General features: G+C 68.3%; 15 protein-coding genes. 10 read left to right on the top strand and 5 right to left on the bottom strand.

Annotation, left to right across the window (positions count from 1 at the left end; genetic code table 11):
• The first annotated feature begins 39 nt into the window (after nucleotides 1-39).
• Nucleotides 40-1,386, top strand: a complete 1,347-nt coding sequence (locus QNM97_RS11235; protein WP_006370132.1) for a M20/M25/M40 family metallo-hydrolase — start codon at nucleotides 40-42, stop codon at nucleotides 1,384-1,386.
• Nucleotides 1,387-1,442: 56 nt separating this feature from the next.
• On the top strand, nucleotides 1,443-1,988 hold the full coding sequence (locus tag QNM97_RS11230) for a YbhB/YbcL family Raf kinase inhibitor-like protein (protein WP_283822785.1): 546 nt from the start codon (nucleotides 1,443-1,445) through the stop codon (nucleotides 1,986-1,988).
• A 21-nt stretch (nucleotides 1,989-2,009) separates the two neighbouring features.
• Here the strand turns inward: QNM97_RS11230 and QNM97_RS11225 are convergent, their stop codons facing one another.
• From QNM97_RS11225 to QNM97_RS11215, 3 genes are read right to left on the bottom strand one after another with little or no spacing between them, the layout of a single operon-like run.
• On the bottom strand, nucleotides 2,010-3,113 hold the full coding sequence (locus QNM97_RS11225; protein WP_283822784.1) for a quinone-dependent dihydroorotate dehydrogenase: 1,104 nt from the start codon (nucleotides 3,111-3,113) through the stop codon (nucleotides 2,010-2,012).
• Entirely contained in the window at nucleotides 3,107-3,469 is a 363-nt protein-coding gene (locus QNM97_RS11220; protein ID WP_283822783.1) for a DUF5703 family protein, read from the bottom strand. Before QNM97_RS11220 ends, QNM97_RS11225 begins: the two co-directional genes overlap by 7 nt.
• Entirely contained in the window at nucleotides 3,466-4,626 is a 1,161-nt protein-coding gene (locus QNM97_RS11215; protein WP_283822782.1) for a YncE family protein, read from the bottom strand. The genes QNM97_RS11220 and QNM97_RS11215 overlap by 4 nt, the downstream gene beginning before the upstream one ends.
• Nucleotides 4,627-4,737: 111 nt before the next feature.
• Between QNM97_RS11215 and QNM97_RS11210 the strand changes: the two genes are divergently transcribed.
• The 6 genes from QNM97_RS11210 to QNM97_RS11185 all read left to right on the top strand — a co-directional run bounded on the left by QNM97_RS11210 (nucleotide 4,738) and on the right by QNM97_RS11185 (nucleotide 9,823).
• A complete protein-coding gene (locus QNM97_RS11210) occupies nucleotides 4,738-5,580 on the top strand; it encodes an undecaprenyl-diphosphate phosphatase (RefSeq protein ID WP_283822781.1) in 843 nt (280 codons plus the stop codon).
• Nucleotides 5,581-5,648: 68 nt separating this feature from the next.
• Nucleotides 5,649-6,401, top strand: coding sequence for an MSMEG_4193 family putative phosphomutase (locus tag QNM97_RS11205; protein ID WP_283822780.1), 753 nt, complete (start codon nucleotides 5,649-5,651; stop codon nucleotides 6,399-6,401).
• 27 nt (nucleotides 6,402-6,428) lie between these two features.
• A complete protein-coding gene (locus QNM97_RS11200) occupies nucleotides 6,429-7,142 on the top strand; it encodes a DUF3090 domain-containing protein (protein WP_208791212.1) in 714 nt (237 codons plus the stop codon).
• 57 nt (nucleotides 7,143-7,199) lie between these two features.
• Entirely contained in the window at nucleotides 7,200-8,093 is an 894-nt protein-coding gene (locus QNM97_RS11195; RefSeq protein WP_283822779.1) for an SCO1664 family protein, read from the top strand.
• A 109-nt stretch (nucleotides 8,094-8,202) separates the two neighbouring features.
• Nucleotides 8,203-9,444: a cysteine--1-D-myo-inosityl 2-amino-2-deoxy-alpha-D-glucopyranoside ligase gene (mshC, locus tag QNM97_RS11190; RefSeq protein WP_208791214.1), complete on the top strand. Its 1,242-nt coding sequence runs from the start codon at nucleotides 8,203-8,205 to the stop codon at nucleotides 9,442-9,444.
• Nucleotides 9,445-9,514: 70 nt separating this feature from the next.
• Complete coding sequence (locus QNM97_RS11185; protein ID WP_006370142.1) at nucleotides 9,515-9,823, top strand: hypothetical protein; 309 nt, start codon at nucleotides 9,515-9,517, stop codon at nucleotides 9,821-9,823.
• A 3-nt stretch (nucleotides 9,824-9,826) separates the two neighbouring features.
• Here QNM97_RS11185 and QNM97_RS11180 read toward each other — a convergent pair whose 3' ends face one another.
• A complete protein-coding gene (locus QNM97_RS11180) occupies nucleotides 9,827-10,708 on the bottom strand; it encodes a PAC2 family protein (RefSeq protein WP_208791215.1) in 882 nt (293 codons plus the stop codon).
• Between the two features lie 50 nt (nucleotides 10,709-10,758).
• Here QNM97_RS11180 and metH point away from each other — a divergent pair, with 50 nt between their 5' ends.
• Complete coding sequence (metH, locus tag QNM97_RS11175; protein WP_283822778.1) at nucleotides 10,759-14,370, top strand: methionine synthase; 3,612 nt, start codon at nucleotides 10,759-10,761, stop codon at nucleotides 14,368-14,370.
• 29 nt (nucleotides 14,371-14,399) lie between these two features.
• Here metH and QNM97_RS11170 read toward each other — a convergent pair whose 3' ends face one another.
• Nucleotides 14,400-15,323 carry a manganese-dependent inorganic pyrophosphatase gene (locus tag QNM97_RS11170; protein ID WP_208791217.1) on the bottom strand — a complete coding sequence of 308 codons (924 nt, stop codon included), beginning with the start codon at nucleotides 15,321-15,323 and terminating at the stop codon, nucleotides 14,400-14,402.
• A 130-nt stretch (nucleotides 15,324-15,453) separates the two neighbouring features.
• Here QNM97_RS11170 and QNM97_RS11165 point away from each other — a divergent pair, with 130 nt between their 5' ends.
• The gene (locus tag QNM97_RS11165; RefSeq protein WP_283822777.1) at nucleotides 15,454-16,956 is read left to right on the top strand and encodes a putative hexosyltransferase; all 1,503 of its coding nucleotides are present in this window, start codon (nucleotides 15,454-15,456) and stop codon (nucleotides 16,954-16,956) included.
• Nucleotides 16,957-16,959 lie beyond the last annotated feature (3 nt).

Raw genomic sequence — 16,959 nt, 5'->3', positions numbered from 1 at the left:
AGGTTGCCCCGGTATCCCAAATCCCGTAGGAGTGAGGGTGTGACCGAAGAGTCGAACACCCCGCGCGCCGTCGACGAGGTCGTCGACCTCGTCAGCACATTGATCCGTTTCGACACCAGCAACACCGGAGAGCTGGAGACCACCCGCGGTGAGGAGGAGTGCGCCAAATGGGTGGCGTCGATGCTGGAGGAGGTGGGCTACACCACCCAGTACGTGGAATCGGGTCAGCCCGGTCGCGGCAACGTCTTCGCCCGCCTGCCCGGACCCCCGGACTCCGATCGCGGGGCCCTGCTGATCCACGGCCACCTCGACGTGGTGCCCGCCGAACCGGCCGACTGGAGCGTGCATCCCTTCGCCGGCACCGTCAAGGACGGCTACATCTGGGGCCGCGGTGCGGTCGACATGAAGGACATGGTCGGCATGGCGCTGGCGCTCGCGCGGCAGTTCCGGCGTGAGGGCACGACGCCGCCACGGGAACTGGTCTTCGCCTTCCTCGCCGACGAGGAGGCGGGCGGGACCTGGGGAGCGCACTGGCTCGTCGAGCACCGGCCCGATCTGTTCGAGGGCATCACCGAGGCCGTCGGCGAGGTCGGTGGCTACTCGCTGACGGTGGACCGGCCCGACGGCACCGAACGGCGGCTGTATCTGGTGGAGACCGCCGAGAAGGGGCTGGCGTGGATGCGGCTGACCGCCGATGCCACCGCCGGCCACGGGTCCTTCTTGCATGCCGACAACGCCGTCACCGAGGTGGCCGAGGCGGTCGCCCGCATCGGCAGGCACACCTTTCCGCTCGTGATGAGTGAATCGGTCGCCGAGTTCCTCGCCGCGGTGTCCGAGGAGACCGGTCTGGATCTTCGTCCGGACGCACCCGATCTCGAGACCTCGCTGTTCAAACTCGGCAGCCTGGCCCGGATTCTCGGCGCGACATTGCGGGACACGGCCAACCCGACGATGCTGCGGGCCGGCTACAAGGCCAACGTGATCCCGCAGAAGGCCGAGGCGGTCGTCGACTGCCGCATCCTGCCCGGACGGCAGAAAGAGTTCGAGGCCGAGATCGATCGGCTCATCGGGCCGAATGTCACCCGGGAGTGGATCACCCACCTCGACTCCTACGAGACCACCTTCGACGGCGACCTCGTCGACGCGATGAACGCGGCGATCCTCGCCCACGATCCGGGCGCGCGGACCGTGCCGTACATGATGTCCGGCGGCACCGACGCCAAGGCGTTCGCGAAACTCGGCGTCCGGTGCTTCGGCTTCGCTCCACTGCAGTTGCCGCGCGAACTGGATTTCGCGGCCCTGTTCCACGGCGTCGACGAGCGGGTGCCGGTCGATTCGGTCGTCTTCGGCACCAAGGTGCTCGAACACTTCTTGCTGCACAGCTGATCTGCGCGCGCATACAGTGGGTCGGGTAGCGCGCCGACCACGAGAAAGGTGATCCGATGTCGAACGTCGATCCGTACGAGTCGTTACCCGCCCTGCCGGGTTTCGAGGTGAGCTCCACCAGCGTCGAAGATGGTGCGCCGCTGGCCAATCCGCAGGTGAGCGGTCTGATGGGAGCCGGTGGTCAGGACTCGTCACCACAGTTGAGCTGGTCCGGATTCCCCAGCGACACCAAGAGTTTCGCGGTCACCGTCTACGACCCCGATGCGCCGACGGCGTCGGGATTCTGGCACTGGGCGGTCGCCGACATCCCGGTCTCGGTGACGAGCCTGCCCGAGGGTGCCGGTGACGACGAGGGGTCGGGGCTGCCCGCCGGCGCGGTGACGCTGGCCAACGACGCGTCGTTGCGCCGATTCGTCGGTGCCGCACCGCCTCCCGGCCACGGCCCGCACCGCTACTTCGTAGTCGTGCACGCCGTCGACGTCGAGTCCCTCGGCCTGCCCGATGGCGCCACACCGGCCTACCTCGGGTTCAATCTGTTCTCGCACGCCATCGCTCGGGCCACTCTCGTCGGTACGTACGAGCAGCCCGCAGAAGATATGTGACACCGCGGTCGGTGCCGGCGCTCAGTGACGGGCGCCGGCCCCGACCGCCGCGGCGAGGTCGGGGTATTCGCCCGCCCGCAGTCGGTCGGCGATCCCGGCGTTGATCCCGGCGACCCACACCGGGCCCCCGTAGATGAACGGGGTGTAGGCCTGCAGGAGGTCGGCGCCGGCCAGGATGCGTTCCCATGCTTGGTCGACGGTTTCGATGCCGCCGACGCTGATCAGCGAGATGCGGCCTCCCACACGGCCGTACAGACGGCGGAGCACCTCGAGGGACCGTGCGGTCAGTGGTGCCCCGGACAACCCGCCCGCGCCCATCGCCTCGACCTCGGCGGCCGGGGTGCGCAGACCCGCACGCCCGATGGTGGTGTTGGTGGCGACGATCCCGGCGAGCCCGAGTTCGACGGCCAGGTCGGCGACGGCGTCGATATCGGTGTCGGCGAGGTCGGGGGCGATCTTCACCAGCACCGGCACCGTGACCTCCTCGAGTACCGCTGCGAGGATCGGGCGCAGTGAGTCGACGGCTTGGAGATCGCGGAGTCCGGGTGTGTTCGGGGAGCTGACGTTGACCACCACGAAATCGGCGTGGGGTCCGAGAAGCCGTGCGGAGAGCCGATAGTCGTCGACGGCCTCGTCGACGGGCACGACCTTGGTCTTGCCGATGTTGGCGCCGATCGGGACGCGCACCGGGCCGGGGCGGGACGCTCGTAGGTGGTCGGCGGCGACCTCGGCACCGGGATTGTTGAAGCCCATCCGGTTGATCAGCGCCCGATCGCGTGGCAGTCGGAACAGCCGTGGGGCGGGATTGCCCGGTTGCGCCCGGCCGGTGATGGTGCCGATCTCGGCGAAGCCGAAACCCAGCTGCCCCCAGGCGTTCACGGCCGTGGCCGACTTGTCGAAGCCGGCGGCCAGGCCCAGCGGGGCGGGGAAGTCGACGCCGAACACCTGTTGCCGAAGGATCGGGTCGTGGCGCGCGAGTACACGCGCCGCCAGCGCGCGCAGGGCGGGTACGCGCATGGTCGCGACGATGGTGGCGGAGATGATGCGATGGATACGTTCGGGCGGGAGCAGGAACATCAGGCGCAGCAGCACCGGATACAGCGCCCGGTTGAGGCGGGTCAGCATGCTCGGGCGCCGCGCTCGGGGTGGGCATGGTCTGACTGAGAATCGTTGGGGGCGAGGCTGTTGCGTGTGGCCTCGGTGCCGACGTCGGGGCCGCGCGGCGCACGCCGGCGCTTCAGCAGCACCTTGCGGGTGCCGTCGGAATACAGCCGCACCCGCGACAGCTCCCACCCGCCGAATTCGGCCTCCAACGACAACCGCATCGACGCGGTGACGCGGGTGACGTCCGGGGGTAGTCGTACCAGCAGACACTCGTAGTCCTCGGAGGTGACCTCCCAGCCGCGCGGGTAGCGTGCGCCGTTGCGCACGCCCGCCCGTCCCGATCCGATGGACACCTGCCCCGGTCGCCTCGTCGTCATCGGGCGGCCCCGGTGGTCGCCGGAGCGGTGGGCGTCACCGGCGCGCCACCGGTTTGTGCAGCCGTCGTGACCACCTGGATTCCTCCGTCCCGGGCCGAGAGCACGAACACCGTGCCGCTCGAGTCGTCGACGACGATCGAGTCCGGTTGGGCGACCGCGGCGAAACGATGCTTCTCGGTCGGTTCGCCGGTGGCGAGGTCATAGGCCACCACCTCGTTGTTGCCCGTCGTCGAGACCCACAGGAGATTGCGGGCGTCGTCGTAGTCTACGGCGTAGGGGCCGTCGGAGACCGGATAGCGGAACCGCATCACCAGCGGTGATCCGAAGAATCCGACGATCTCGTCGTCCCGGGTATTGGCCACGAGCACGCGACCGTAGTGGTCGACGGCGGAGTTGGTGGCACCGTTTCCGGCCCGCAGCGCCGGCCCCAGATCACCGTTGCCCAGGTCGACGGGGGTCACCGACGACTGTGCGCGATCGAGCACCACGACCTGCTCGCCGGGCAGGTCGGCGCCCGGTGGCGAGACGGTGATGTCGTCGACCCGGACGAACCCGGTGATGTCGCGCTGCTGGGCCAGATCGCGATCGAGGACGAGCACGTGGCCGTTGTCGGTGCCGACCAGGGTGCGGCCGTCGGCGGTGCGGGCCAGGGCGCTGGGGTTCTCGGTGCGCAGGACGTCGCTGCGCACCTGACCGTCGGGGCCGATCCGTACGACGTGGCCCGGACCGACGCCGATGAAGCCGCCGTCACCGGTGCCCACGAGGTGGGTGAGTGCGGGGGTCGCGAGGGAAGTCGCCGTGGGGAGGTTCCCGGGAGCCGCCGACGCGGCTGCGGTGATGGCCGATTCGTCGAAGCGCAGGACCGCGGTCCCGCCGGGGCCGATGACCGCCACACGCCCGTCCGACAGTGCCGGCGACGCCGATCCGGCGGGAGTGGGGATGGTCACGCCCGCGGGCGCCCGTGGCGCACCCGGTGGCGCGGGACTCGCGGACGCCGGGGTGACGGTGGCCACATCCGTGGGGGTCTGCGAGCCTCCGGAGGAGTTGCACCCCGCGACGACGAGCACGGCCGCGGCGAGTGGGACGAGCAGACCGACGGTGCGGCGAGTGCTGGTACGGGCCGTGGCGCGGGATCGACTGGCAGACATGCCACCCATCTTGCACACACCCCCGCGGGGTCCGGTCGGCGCGGGTCGACAGTGGCTCGGGAGCCGCGGCGCCCCCCGGTACCGGGGGGATCGGACAATTCCCGCGTAGCATCGACCGCCGTGACCGACACCATGACGTGGGCCCAGTCGATCGTCCTCGGCGCCATCCAGGGCCTCACCGAATTCTTGCCGATCTCGTCCTCGGGACATCTGCGCATCGCCTCGGAATTGATGTTCGGGGAGGATGCCGGGGCCTCGTTCACCGCGGTGACCCAGTTGGGCACCGAGGCCGCGGTGCTCGTCTTCTTCGCCCGTGACATAGCCCGGATCGTGCTCGCCTGGTTCCGCGGGTTGGTCGCCCGCGACGAGCGTGGGCTCGATTACCGCATCGGGTGGTACGTCATCCTGGCGACCATCCCGATCGGTCTGATCGGTTTCCTGCTCAAGGACGAGATCCGGTCGGCGGCCCGCAACCTGTGGCTCGTCGCGACGGTGCTGGTCCTGTTCTCGGGGGTGTTCTGGCTGGCCGAACGTCTCTCGACCCAACGCCGCTCGATGGAGCAGCTGACCCTGCGTGACGGGATCGTCATGGGTCTGGCGCAGTGTCTGGCGCTGGTCCCGGGGGTCTCCCGGTCGGGAGCGACGGCCAGCGCAGGCCTGTTCCTCGGGCTCGAACGCGAGGCCGCGTTCCGCTTCTCGTTCCTACTCGCCATCCCGGCGGTGCTGGCGTCGGGGCTGTTCAGCATCCCCGATGCGATCCATCCGACCGGTGGCGGCATGGAGGCCACCGGGATTCAACTGGTGGTGGCCACCCTCGTCGCATTCGTGCTGGGCTACATCTCGATCGCGTGGCTGCTGCGCTTCGTCAGCGACCACTCGATGAACTGGTTCGGCGGTTACCGGGTCATCCTGGGTCTCGTCGTGATGGGTCTGTTGGCTGGCGGTGTCATCGACGCCACGTGACCTGGCGGTGTCGGCTCGCCCACCGGTACCGATGTGCTGTGTTTCCTGCGGATGCATAAGGTTGGGGGATGACCGTGATCCTCGTGCGCCACGGACGTTCCACGGCCAACACCTCCGGGGTGCTCGCGGGACGCACTCCCGGCGTGGCCCTCGACGACAAGGGCCGGGGGCAGGCTGCCGAACTCGTCGATCGCCTCCAGCCGTGCCTGACCGCGATCACCGCGGTGGCCCGGTCTCCGCTGCAGCGGTGCGCCGAGACGATGAGCCCGCTGCTGGCCGCCCTCGCCGAGGCGGGTCACGAGGTGCCGGAGATCGTCGTCGACGATCTCGCCGAGGTCGACTACGGCGCGTGGACGAACCGCACGATCGGCGAGTTGCTGAAGGAACCGCTGTGGAAGACCGTCCAGCAGCATCCGTCCGCGGCGGTCTTTCCCGACGGTGAGGGCCTCGCCGGCGTGCAGGCACGTGCGGTGGCCGCGGTTCGTGCGCTCGACCGCGAGTACGGCGGGTCGGACGGGACCGGGGTGTGGGTGGCCTGCTCGCACGGCGACGTGATCAAGGCGATCGTCGCCGACGCCATGGGGATGCATCTCGATTCGTTCCAGCGCATCGTCGTCGAGCCCGCATCGGTGAGCATCATCCGCTACGGCAACACCCGGCCCTACGTCCACACGGTGAACTCGACGAAGACCTTGTCGGTGCCGATCCGGCCACCGGCGTCCAACGATGCGGTGGTCGGCGGCGACACCGGCTCCGACGACGCGTCCACCGATGCGCAGCCGGAGGCGCCGGTGGCCGCGGGGACCGGCCGGGACGGATAATGACCACACAGCGTAAGGAGGTGGGTGATGTCACGAGCGATACACGTGTTCCGCAGTCCTGACCGATTCGTCGCGGGTACCGTCGGGCAGCCCGGTGACCGCACGTTCTACCTCCAGGCCGTGCATGAGGCGCGCATCATCAGCGTCGTTCTGGAGAAGCAGCAGGTCCAGATTCTCGCCGAACGGATCGGCGCCCTGCTCGAGGAGATCCATCGGCGGTTCGGGACCCCGATTCCGCCGGAGGCCGAGCAGGTCAGCGACCTCAGCCCGCTCGTCATGCCCGTCGATGCCGAGTTCCGGGTCGGCACGATGGGATTGGGGTGGGATGCCGAGTCCGAGGCGGTCGTCGTGGAGTTGCTCGCCATCACCGAGGGCGAGTTCGACGAGAGTGTGGTGCTCGACGACACCGACGAGGGCCCGGACGCGGTGCGCGTGTTCCTCACCACACGCGCCGCACGCGAGTTCGCCGCCCGATCCACCCGGGTGATCTCGGCGGGCCGGCCCCCGTGTCCGCTCTGTGGCGAACCGCTCGACGACCAGGGACACCTTTGTGTCCGGACCAACGGCTACAAGCGGGATGCCGAACTGAGCAAGTCGCTGGATTTCATCGATCCGGAGGTGTTCAACGGGCTCACCGACGGTCCGCCGCTGCTCGGTGACGATGAGGATCCGTCGTCGGAGGATCCGGGCGGCGGTAGCGGCGACGATCCCGACACAGGCCCGGAGGGTGGCTCCCGATGACCCCGGCGACGGCGCCGTGACCGAGCGCCGGACCGAGCACCAGAGCGCGGCCGCGCCATGAGCGTCGGGGGCGCTTCCGGTGTGCCGCAACCCGATTCGCACCCGGAGCCGGGGAGCGACGCGGCCCACGACACCGATGTCGCCGATGATGGCGTGCTGCGCGACGGTGAACTCACGATCATCGGCCGCATCCCGACGGCCAGCAATGCGACCCTGGTGTGCGACGCCGTCGTCGGGGATCGCGCGGTTCGATGTGTCTACAAACCGGTGCGCGGCGAGATCCCGCTGTGGGACTTCCCCGACGGAACCCTGGCCGGACGAGAGGTCGCGTCCTATCTTATCTCGCAGGCGCTGCACTGGGACTCGATTCCGACGACCGTGCTGCGCGATGGACCGCTCGGGGTGGGGATGGTGCAGCGGTGGATCGACACCCCGGACCCCGATGATCCCGGGTTGCCCGCTCCGAGAATCGATCTGGTGGATCTCTGTCCGGTCGATGCGGTGCCCGACGGATATCGGTCCATCCTGCGTGCCCTGGACGGGCGGGGAGAACCGGTCGAATTGGTGCATGCCGACGATCCGCGTCTGCTGCGTATGGCCGTGCTCGACGTGCTCCTCAACAATGCCGACCGCAAGGGCGGTCACGTGCTCGAAGGGCTCGATGGCGGGGTCTACGGCGTCGATCACGGCATCTGTCTGCACAGAGAGGACAAGCTGCGCACGGTGCTGTGGGGTTGGGCGGGCGAAGCGGTTCCGGCGCATCTGCTCGCCGATGTCGTCGAGCTCGCCGAGGCACTGGAAACCGAGTCATCGGCATTGCGCGCCGACCTGGTCCGGCACATCACCGTCGACGAGATCGACGCGCTGACCATCCGCGTGTTGGTACTCGCCGAGACCGAGACCATGCCGCTACCTCCGGGCCACCGGCCCATTCCCTGGCCCCCGTTCTGATCGGTGGCTCACCGCAGGTGCCTGCGGTGAGACGGTGCAGCGCACACCCGCCTCGATGGCCCGTGGCCCCCGTCCGTGGTCCCTCGCGTGCCCGCCATACAGTGGACTCATGCATTCGTGGCCCGATCCCGCGGTTCCCGCCGTTCCCGGCGCCGGACCCGCGCTCCGACTCTTCGACACCGCCGGCGCTGCGGTCCGCCCCGTCGCCCCGGGCCCCACGGCCACCATGTACGTGTGCGGGATCACCCCGTACGACGCCACCCATCTGGGGCATGCCGCAACGTATCTGACCTTCGACATGGTCAATCGCGTCCTGCGCGATCAGGGTCACGACGTGCACTACGTGCAGAACATCACCGACGTCGACGACCCGCTCTTCGAGCGCGCCGAACGCGACGGGGTGGACTGGCGCGATCTCGGCAGCGAGCAGATACAGCTGTTCCGCGACGACATGACCGCGCTACGGGTGCTCCCACCTCGCGACTACATCGGCGCGATGGAATCGGTCGGCGAGGTCGTGGAGATGGTCGGCAAACTCCTGGCCTCGGGGGCGGCCTACGTCGTCGACGATCCCGAATACCCCGACGTCTACTTCCGGATCGATGCCACCGAACAGTTCGGCTACGAGTCGGGATACGACCGGGAGACGATGCTGCGGTTCTTCGCCGAGCGCGGCGGGGACCCGGATCGCGCGGGCAAACGGGACCGGCTCGACGCGGTGCTCTGGCGTGCCGAACGACCCGGCGAACCCGCCTGGGATGCGCCGTTCGGGCGTGGACGGCCCGGCTGGCACATCGAGTGTTCGGCGATCGCACTGAACCGGCTCGGCGTCGAGTTCGACATCCAGGGGGGCGGCAACGACCTGATCTTCCCGCATCACGAGTTCTCCGCCGCACACGGCGAGGCGTTGACCGGTTCCCGGCGTTTCGCACGGCATTACGTCCACACCGGCATGGTCGGGCTCGACGGCGAGAAGATGTCCAAGAGCCGCGGGAACCTCGTCTTCGTCTCGCGGCTGCGCGCGCAGGGTGTCGACCCGGCCGCGATTCGGCTCGCGCTGCTCGCCGATCACTACCGCGGCGACCGGATGTGGACCGATGCCGTCCTGACGACCGGCACCGAGCGGCTCGCGCGCTGGCGACGTGCCGTAGCCGGCGGCCGGGGTCCGGATGCGACGCCGGTGATCGAACGGATTCGGGTACACCTCGCCGACGACCTCGACACCCCGAAGGCCCTCGACGCGATCGACGGCTGGTGCCGTGACGTGGAGCAGGGGATCGGCGGGGACACCGTGGCGCCGGATGCGCTCGCCACCGCGGTCGACGCGCTGCTCGGTGTGAGCCTGGCCTGACTGCTCGGCCCGGCCCGTCGAAGGCGACCTCGGCTGGTTCTCGGGGCGGCCGGGTGAGTAAGGTTTGCGCGTGGCTCGCGTGCAGGAGATCAATCCCGACACCGCAACCGGCGTGTGGACCGTGCAGACCCGGACGTCGACCTACCTCATCGACTTCGACGAGATGACGCTGCTGCGCGCACCCGGTGTGGGCAGCACCGACAGCGAGGAGTGGGCGGTGAGCACGTTGCGCCGCGACTCCGAGGACATCCCGCTGCTCGGGGTGAAGTCCTGCCGGGTCGGGGAGTCCGCCCAGTTCTGGGTGCGCGCCGCCGACGACCCCGACGTCCGTACGTGGCGGATCACCACTCCGGTCGTGTCGATCGAACGGATCGGCTGAGGCTCAGCCGCCGAACGATCCCGGCCCGCCACGCCTCTTGAGGTAGCGCTCGAATTCCGCGGCCAGGGCGTCCCCGTCGATCTTGGCCATCACCTCGTCGGTGTCGATCTCGGCGTCGCCGCGCTCCTCGAGCCCGCGGACGTAGTCGGCGATCTCCTCGTCGTCCTCGGTCATCTCGGTGACCGCCTGCTCCCACTCCTCGGCCTGCTCGGGCAGCGTGCCCAGCGGCACCTCGATGTCGAGTACCTCTTCGACACGGTTGAGGAGGGCGACCGTCGCCTTCGGATTCGGCGGGGTCGAGACGTAATGGGGGACCGCCGCCCAGAACGCCACCGCGGGCAGTCCGGCCTGCACGAACAGGTCCTGCAGCACCCCGGTGATGCCGGTGGGTCCCTCGTAGCGGCTTTCGGCGAGGTTGTACCGGGCGGCCGCCTCACTGCTGTAGGCACTGCCGGTGACCGGCACCGGTCGGGTGTGCGGGGTGTCGGCGAGCAGGGCGCCGAGCATGACCGTGGTCTCGACGTCGAGGGCCTCGGCGCAGGAGACGATCTCGGCGCAGAAACCACGCCACCGCATGTTGGGTTCGATACCGCGCACGAGTACGATGTCCCGGTCGGCCCCTTGCGGGCTGCAGTAGGAAATGGACGTGGTCGGCCAGTCGATTCGGCGGGTCACCCCGTCGATCTGTTTGATCGTCGGACGATTCACCTGGAAGTCGTAGTAGTCGTCGGAATCGATCTCCGCCAGCGGACGCGCGTCCCACATGAGCGCGAGATGCTCCACGGCGCTGCTCGCGGCATCGCCGGCATCGTTCCAGCCCTCGAATGCGGCCAGCAGGATGGGTTTGCGCAAGCGGGGAAGGTTCGACATCTGCTCGGCGTTCACTGATCCAGCCTACGACCGAACCCAAGAGAGAGCGAACTACTCTGAACACCATGTCGTCGCACACGCCGAACCCGGGAAACCACGACACCACCTTCCTGTCGGCCATGGCGCGCCGCGTGTTGGTCGGCGACGGCGCGATGGGGACCATGCTGCAGGCAGCCGACCTCACACTCGACGATTTCGCAGGTCTCGAAGGCTGCAACGAGATCCTCAACGACACCCGTCCCGACGTCCTCGAGCAGATCCATCGTGCCTACTTCGAGGCCGGCGCCGATGCGGTGGAAACCAACACCTTCGGCTGCAACCTGTCCAACCTCGGTGATTACGACATCGCCGACCGCATTCGTGAGCTGTCCTACAAGGGGACGGCGATCGCGCGTGGCGTCGCCGACGAGATGGGACCCTCGTCCGACGGAACCGCCCGATTCGTCCTCGGATCCATCGGTCCGGGAACCAAACTCCCCAGTCTCGGGCACACCACCTTCGGTGTGATCCGCGACGCCTACTTCGAATGCGTCGCCGGCATGCTCGACGGGGGCGCCGACGCCGTCCTCATCGAGACCTCGCAGGATCTGCTGCAGGTCAAGGCCGCGGTGGTCGCCGCGCGTGCGGCGATGGACGAGCTCGGCCGACGAATCCCGATCATCTCCCACGTCACCGTGGAAACCACCGGAACGATGCTGCTCGGCTCCGAGATCGGCGCTGCGCTCGCCGCCATCGAGCCGCTCGGCGTCGACATGATCGGCCTCAACTGTGCGACCGGGCCCGCGGAGATGAGCGAGCATCTGCGCTACCTGTCCCGCCACGCCCGGATCCCGGTGTCGGTGATGCCCAATGCGGGGCTGCCACAACTGGGGCCCAACGGTGCCGAGTATCCGCTGCAGCCCGACGAATTGGCCTCGGCGCTGAGCACTTTCGTCGGTGAGTTCGGACTGGCCTTCGTCGGTGGATGCTGCGGGACCACACCCGAACACATCCGGCAGGTGGCCGCCGCGGTCGCCGAGACCACCAAGGCCGATCGCGCCCCGGCGCACATCTCGGAGACGTCCTCGCTCTACTCCGCGGTCCCGTTCGACCAGGACGCCAGCTTCCTGGTGATCGGCGAGCGCACGAACTCCAATGGCTCCAAGGCATTTCGTGAGGCGATGCTCGCCGAGGACTATCAGCGCTGCCTCGACATCGCCAAGGAGCAGACCCGCGACGGCGCCCACATGCTCGACCTCAACGTCGACTACGTGGGCCGTGACGGTGCGGCGGACATGACCGCCCTGGCGAGTCGTTTCGCGACGTCGTCGACGCTGCCCATCATGCTGGATTCGACCGAACCGGAGGTCATCCGCGCCGGACTCGAAGCGCTCGGCGGCCGATGCGCGGTCAACTCGGTGAACTACGAGGACGGCGACGGTCCGGAGTCGCGGTTCTCGCGCATCATGGCGCTGGTCGTCGAACACGGTGCTGCGGTGGTCGCACTGACCATCGACGAGGAGGGTCAGGCGCGCACCGCGGACTGGAAGATCCGCGTCGCGCAACGCCTGATCGCCGACATCACCGGTAACTGGGGCCTCGCCGAGGAGGACATCATCCTCGACACCCTCACCTTCCCGATCTCGACCGGGCAGGAGGAGGTCCGCCGCGACGGCATCGAGACCATCGAGGCGATCCGCCGGCTGCACGAGGCGCACCCCGACGTGCACTTCACCCTGGGGATTTCGAACATCTCCTTCGGCTTGAACCCGGCGGCGCGGCAGGTGCTCAACTCGGTGTTCCTGCACGAATGTGTGCAGGCCGGACTCGACACGGCGATCGTGCACGCGTCGAAGATCCTGCCGATGAACAAGATTCCCGACGAGCAGCGCGATGTCGCGCTCGATCTGGTCTACGACCGTCGCGGCCCGGCGGGCACACGCAGCGAGGGCCGCGAGGACTACGACCCGCTGCAGAAGCTGATGGAGTTGTTCGAGGGCGTCTCGGCGGCCTCGGCCCGCGAATCGCGCGCGCAGGAACTCGCACGCCTGCCACTGTTCGAACGACTCGAGCGACGCATCGTCGACGGTGAACGCAACGGCCTCGAGGCCGATCTCGACGAGGCGATGACCCAGAAGCCGCCGCTGGAGATCATCAACGAGACCCTGCTGTCCGGGATGAAGACCGTCGGTGAGTTGTTCGGCTCCGGTCAGATGCAGCTGCCGTTCGTGTTGCAGTCCGCCGAGGTGATGAAAACCTCGGTGGCACATCTGGAACCGCACATGGAGGCCACCGGCGAGGACGGCAAGGGCCGCATCGTGCTGGCCACCGTGAAGGGCGATGTGCACGACATCGGCAAGAATCTCGTCGACATCATCCTGTCCAACAACGGGTACGAGGTCGTCAACATCGGTATCAAACAACCGATCTCGACGATCCTCGAGGTCGCCGAGGACAAGCGCGCCGACGTGATCGGCATGTCGGGCCTGCTGGTCAAGTCGACGGTGGTGATGAAGGAGAACCTCGAGGAGATCAACGCCCGCGGGCTCGCCGACAACTACCCGGTGCTCCTCGGCGGTGCCGCGCTGACCCGCGCCTACGTCGAGAACGACCTCTCCGACACCTACGAGGGGCAGGTGCATTACGCGCGGGATGCCTTCGAGGGCTTGCGGTTGATGGACGAGATCATGGCACTCAAGCGGGGCGGTGGGTCGGTCCCCGAGAGCGCCGATTCGCTCGCCGCGGCGAAGAAGGCGGCCGAACGCAAGGCGCGACACGAACGCTCGCAACGGATCGCGGCCAAACGCAAGGCCGCCGAGACGCCCGTGGAGGTGCCAGCACGCTCGGATGTCATCGCCGACAACGAGATCCCGACCCCGCCGTTCTGGGGCACCCGGATCATCAAGGGAATCTCGGTCGCGGACTATCTCCAGCTACTCGACGAGCGCGCACTGTTCCTGGGGCAGTGGGGATTACGCGGCGCGCGCGGGGGCAACGGCCCCACCTACGAAGAACTCGTCGAGACCGAGGGCCGACCCCGTCTGCGGGAATGGATCGATCGTCTCTCAACCGAGGGCATCCTCGCGCACGCCGCGGTGGTCTACGGCTACTTCCCGGCGGTCAGTGACGGCGATGTGGTGCACATACTCACCGAGCCGACACCCGATGCGCCGACCCGGTTCTCGTTCACCTTCCCGCGGCAGCAGCGGTCACGATTCCTGTGCATCGCCGACTTCGTCCGCTCCCGCGAGGCGGCCGTGGCCGACGGGCGCGTCGACGTGTTGCCGTTCCAGCTGGTGACGATGGGACAGCCGATCGCCGACTTCGCCAACGAGTTGTTCGCACGTGACGCCTACCGCGACTATCTCGAGGTGCACGGGATCAGCGTGCAACTCACCGAGGCGCTGGCCGAGTACTGGCATCAGCGGGTCCGTGGGGAACTGGCGTTCGCCGACCGCGCCGTCGACGCCGAGGATCCCGACAACGCGCAGGGCTTCTTCGACCTCGAATACCGTGGCGCGCGTTTCTCATTCGGGTACGGGGCATGCCCCGACCTCGAGGACCGCGTCAAGATGATGGAGCTCCTCGAGCCCGAACGCATCGGTGTGCATCTGTCGGAGGAACTGCAGCTGCATCCCGAGCAGTCGACCGATGCCTTCGTGCTGCACCACCCGGAGGCCAAGTACTTCAACACCTGAGTACGTCACCACCTGAGCACGGCGCGGGTTCAGCGCAGGGCCGCGGTCAGCGGCGGCACCACCTGCTTCTTGCGGGAGACCACTCCCGGCAGGTGTGCGTGGCCGTCGACGACGGTGACCGAGAAGGACTTCTCGACCGCGGCAACGGGTTCGCCGACCACGAGGAGTTCGGAATCCCCGCGGAGCACGTCGGTGACGAACAGCAGCAACAGATCCTCACCCGCCCGGACGCGCTCGGCCTCCATAGCCGCGAGGAACTCGTCGCGCCGGTCGAGGACCTCGGTGGGATCGGTGCTCGAGATCTGCGACAGACGTACCTGCGTGGCGCCCAGCGTGTAGCTCTTCGCGTCCCGGTCGATGAGTTCGGCGGCTCCGAGATCGCCGAGCGCGGCGCCGGCCCGCAGCAGTGCGTCGCCGTAGGTGTCGAGGTCGATCCCGGCGACGCCGGCGAGCTCGGCCGCAACGCGGCGGTCGTCGTCGGTGGTGGTGGGAGAGCGCAGCAGCAGGGTGTCGGAGATGATGGCCGACACCATCATCCCGGCGATCGCCCGGGGGATCGGCACCTCGTTCTCCGCGTACATGCGGGCCAGGATCGTGCAGGTGCATCCGACGGGTTCGACCCGGAAATACAGCGGGAGGACCGAGGTGAAGTTGGCCACGCGGTGGTGATCGACCACGCGCAAAACGGTCACCTCGTCGATGTCGGCGACACTCTGCTGCCGTTCGTTGTGGTCGACGAGCATCACCTGATCGGTCTCCGGCCGGGCGAGTTCGATGACGGGGGGCACGTCGAGGCCGAAACAGGCCAGCGCATGGGCGGTTTCGGGATTCGGCCGCCCGAGCGCGACCGCCCGGGCGTCGGTGCCGAGAGCCACCTCGAGCCCGGCGAGAGCCAGCGCCGCCGCGATGGCGTCGGTATCGGGATTGCGATGTCCGAACACGAGAACCGTCATGCGGCCGTCCTCACGGTTGCCGGGGTGTGCGAGGCGAACGATACGCTGATCGCCGCGCGCGGGGGCGGGGCCACTCGATTCCCAGCGTGCATCCACCGGCCTCCCAGCTTCGGTGTCCACCCTTGATGTCATGACCTCTGCGACCCTTCCGGACACCGAGGTGTCCGATGCCGGAGATGAGCCGACGACCGACATCGGACCTTCTCGCACCGCGCCGACGTGGGCACGCTGGCTCGTGCTGGGCGCCCTCGTGGCCGTCGCGCTCGCCGTACGGTGGCACTTCCACTCGATGGAGACGATGGATTACCGGGCGTTTCTGTCGCGCTGGTACGAGACGCTCGACACACAGGGCTTCGGGGCGTTCAAGGAGCAGTTCGCCGACTACAACTACCCCTATCTCTACCTGATCTGGTTGCTCACCGTCGTCCACGCTCCGACGCTGATCGGCATCAAGGCACTCTCGGTGACCTTCGATCTGGTCCTGGCCTTCTTCGCCTACCGGATCGTCGCCCTGCGCACCGATCGATTCACCCTGCGTGCCTTGGCTTTTGGCCTGATCTTGTTCTTACCGTCGGTGATCGCCAACAGCGCGTGGTGGGGTCAGGCCGACGCCATCTATTCGGCATTCGCGGTGGGCGGTATCTACTTCTTGCTGCGCGCACAGCGCGAGGGCATCACCCACCGGGCGTATGTCCTGAACTCGTTGTGGGCGTGCACCTTCTTCGGACTGTCGCTGTCGTTCAAGCTGCAGGCCGTCTTCGTGCTGCCGATTTTGGCGTGGATGTTGTTGCGCGGCAGGTTGCCGTGGTACACCCTGGCCGCGATTCCCGCGGTATTCGTCGCCGCGGTGCTTCCCGCCGTGGCGGTGGGCGCCCCGTGGTCGGATGCACTGTCGGTGTATCTGAATCAGACCGACTCCTACAAACAACTCACCCTCGGGGCGGCCAACCTGTACCAACTGATCCCGATTTCCGGCGACGCCACCTGGCTGGCGCATCTGGGCATCGGACTCGCCGCGGCGATCATCGTGGCGTTCCTGGGGTGGTCGGTGTGGAAGAAGCCGCCGGTGACGCCCGCGTCAATCCTCGTGGTGGCCTCGGCGTCGGCGGTGATCGTGCCGTTCCTGCTGCCGGCGATGCACGACCGGTACTTCTACATGGCAGAAGTGCTCAGCGTCATCATGGCGTTCTACCTGCCATTGCGCTTCGTGATCATCCCGATTCTCATCCAGGCCGCCGCGATCGGTGTGTACCACTCCTCACTGAGCGGGGACCAGGGGCAGGGCTTCGGTGCCGGACACGGTTTCGGTGGTCAGGGTTCCGGCGGGGGTCGAGGCTTCGGGGGTGGCCAGGACTTCGGCGGTGGCCAGGGCGCCGGTCGAGAGCACGGCTTCGGCAGCGGACCGGGCGGCGGATGGCACGGCGATACCGGTGGCCGCCCCGGAGCCGGTGCCCCGGGCGGCACCGGAGGAGGTGCGCCCGGCGGACACGGCGGCTCCGGCGGTTACACCTCCGGGCGAGGCGACACCGCACTCGGCATCGACGCGTCGATGATGGGTCTGGCCGCGCTCGGTCTTGTCTGGGCGGTGGCCGACACCCTGCGGCGAGCTCGCGGCGCGGTCATCGGCCGGTGACGG

Source organism: Gordonia sp. L191 (genome assembly GCF_030077625.1).
Taxonomy (GTDB): Bacteria; Actinomycetota; Actinomycetes; order Mycobacteriales; family Mycobacteriaceae; genus Gordonia; species Gordonia polyisoprenivorans_A.
This window is presented reverse-complemented; position numbering and strand designations above follow the sequence as displayed.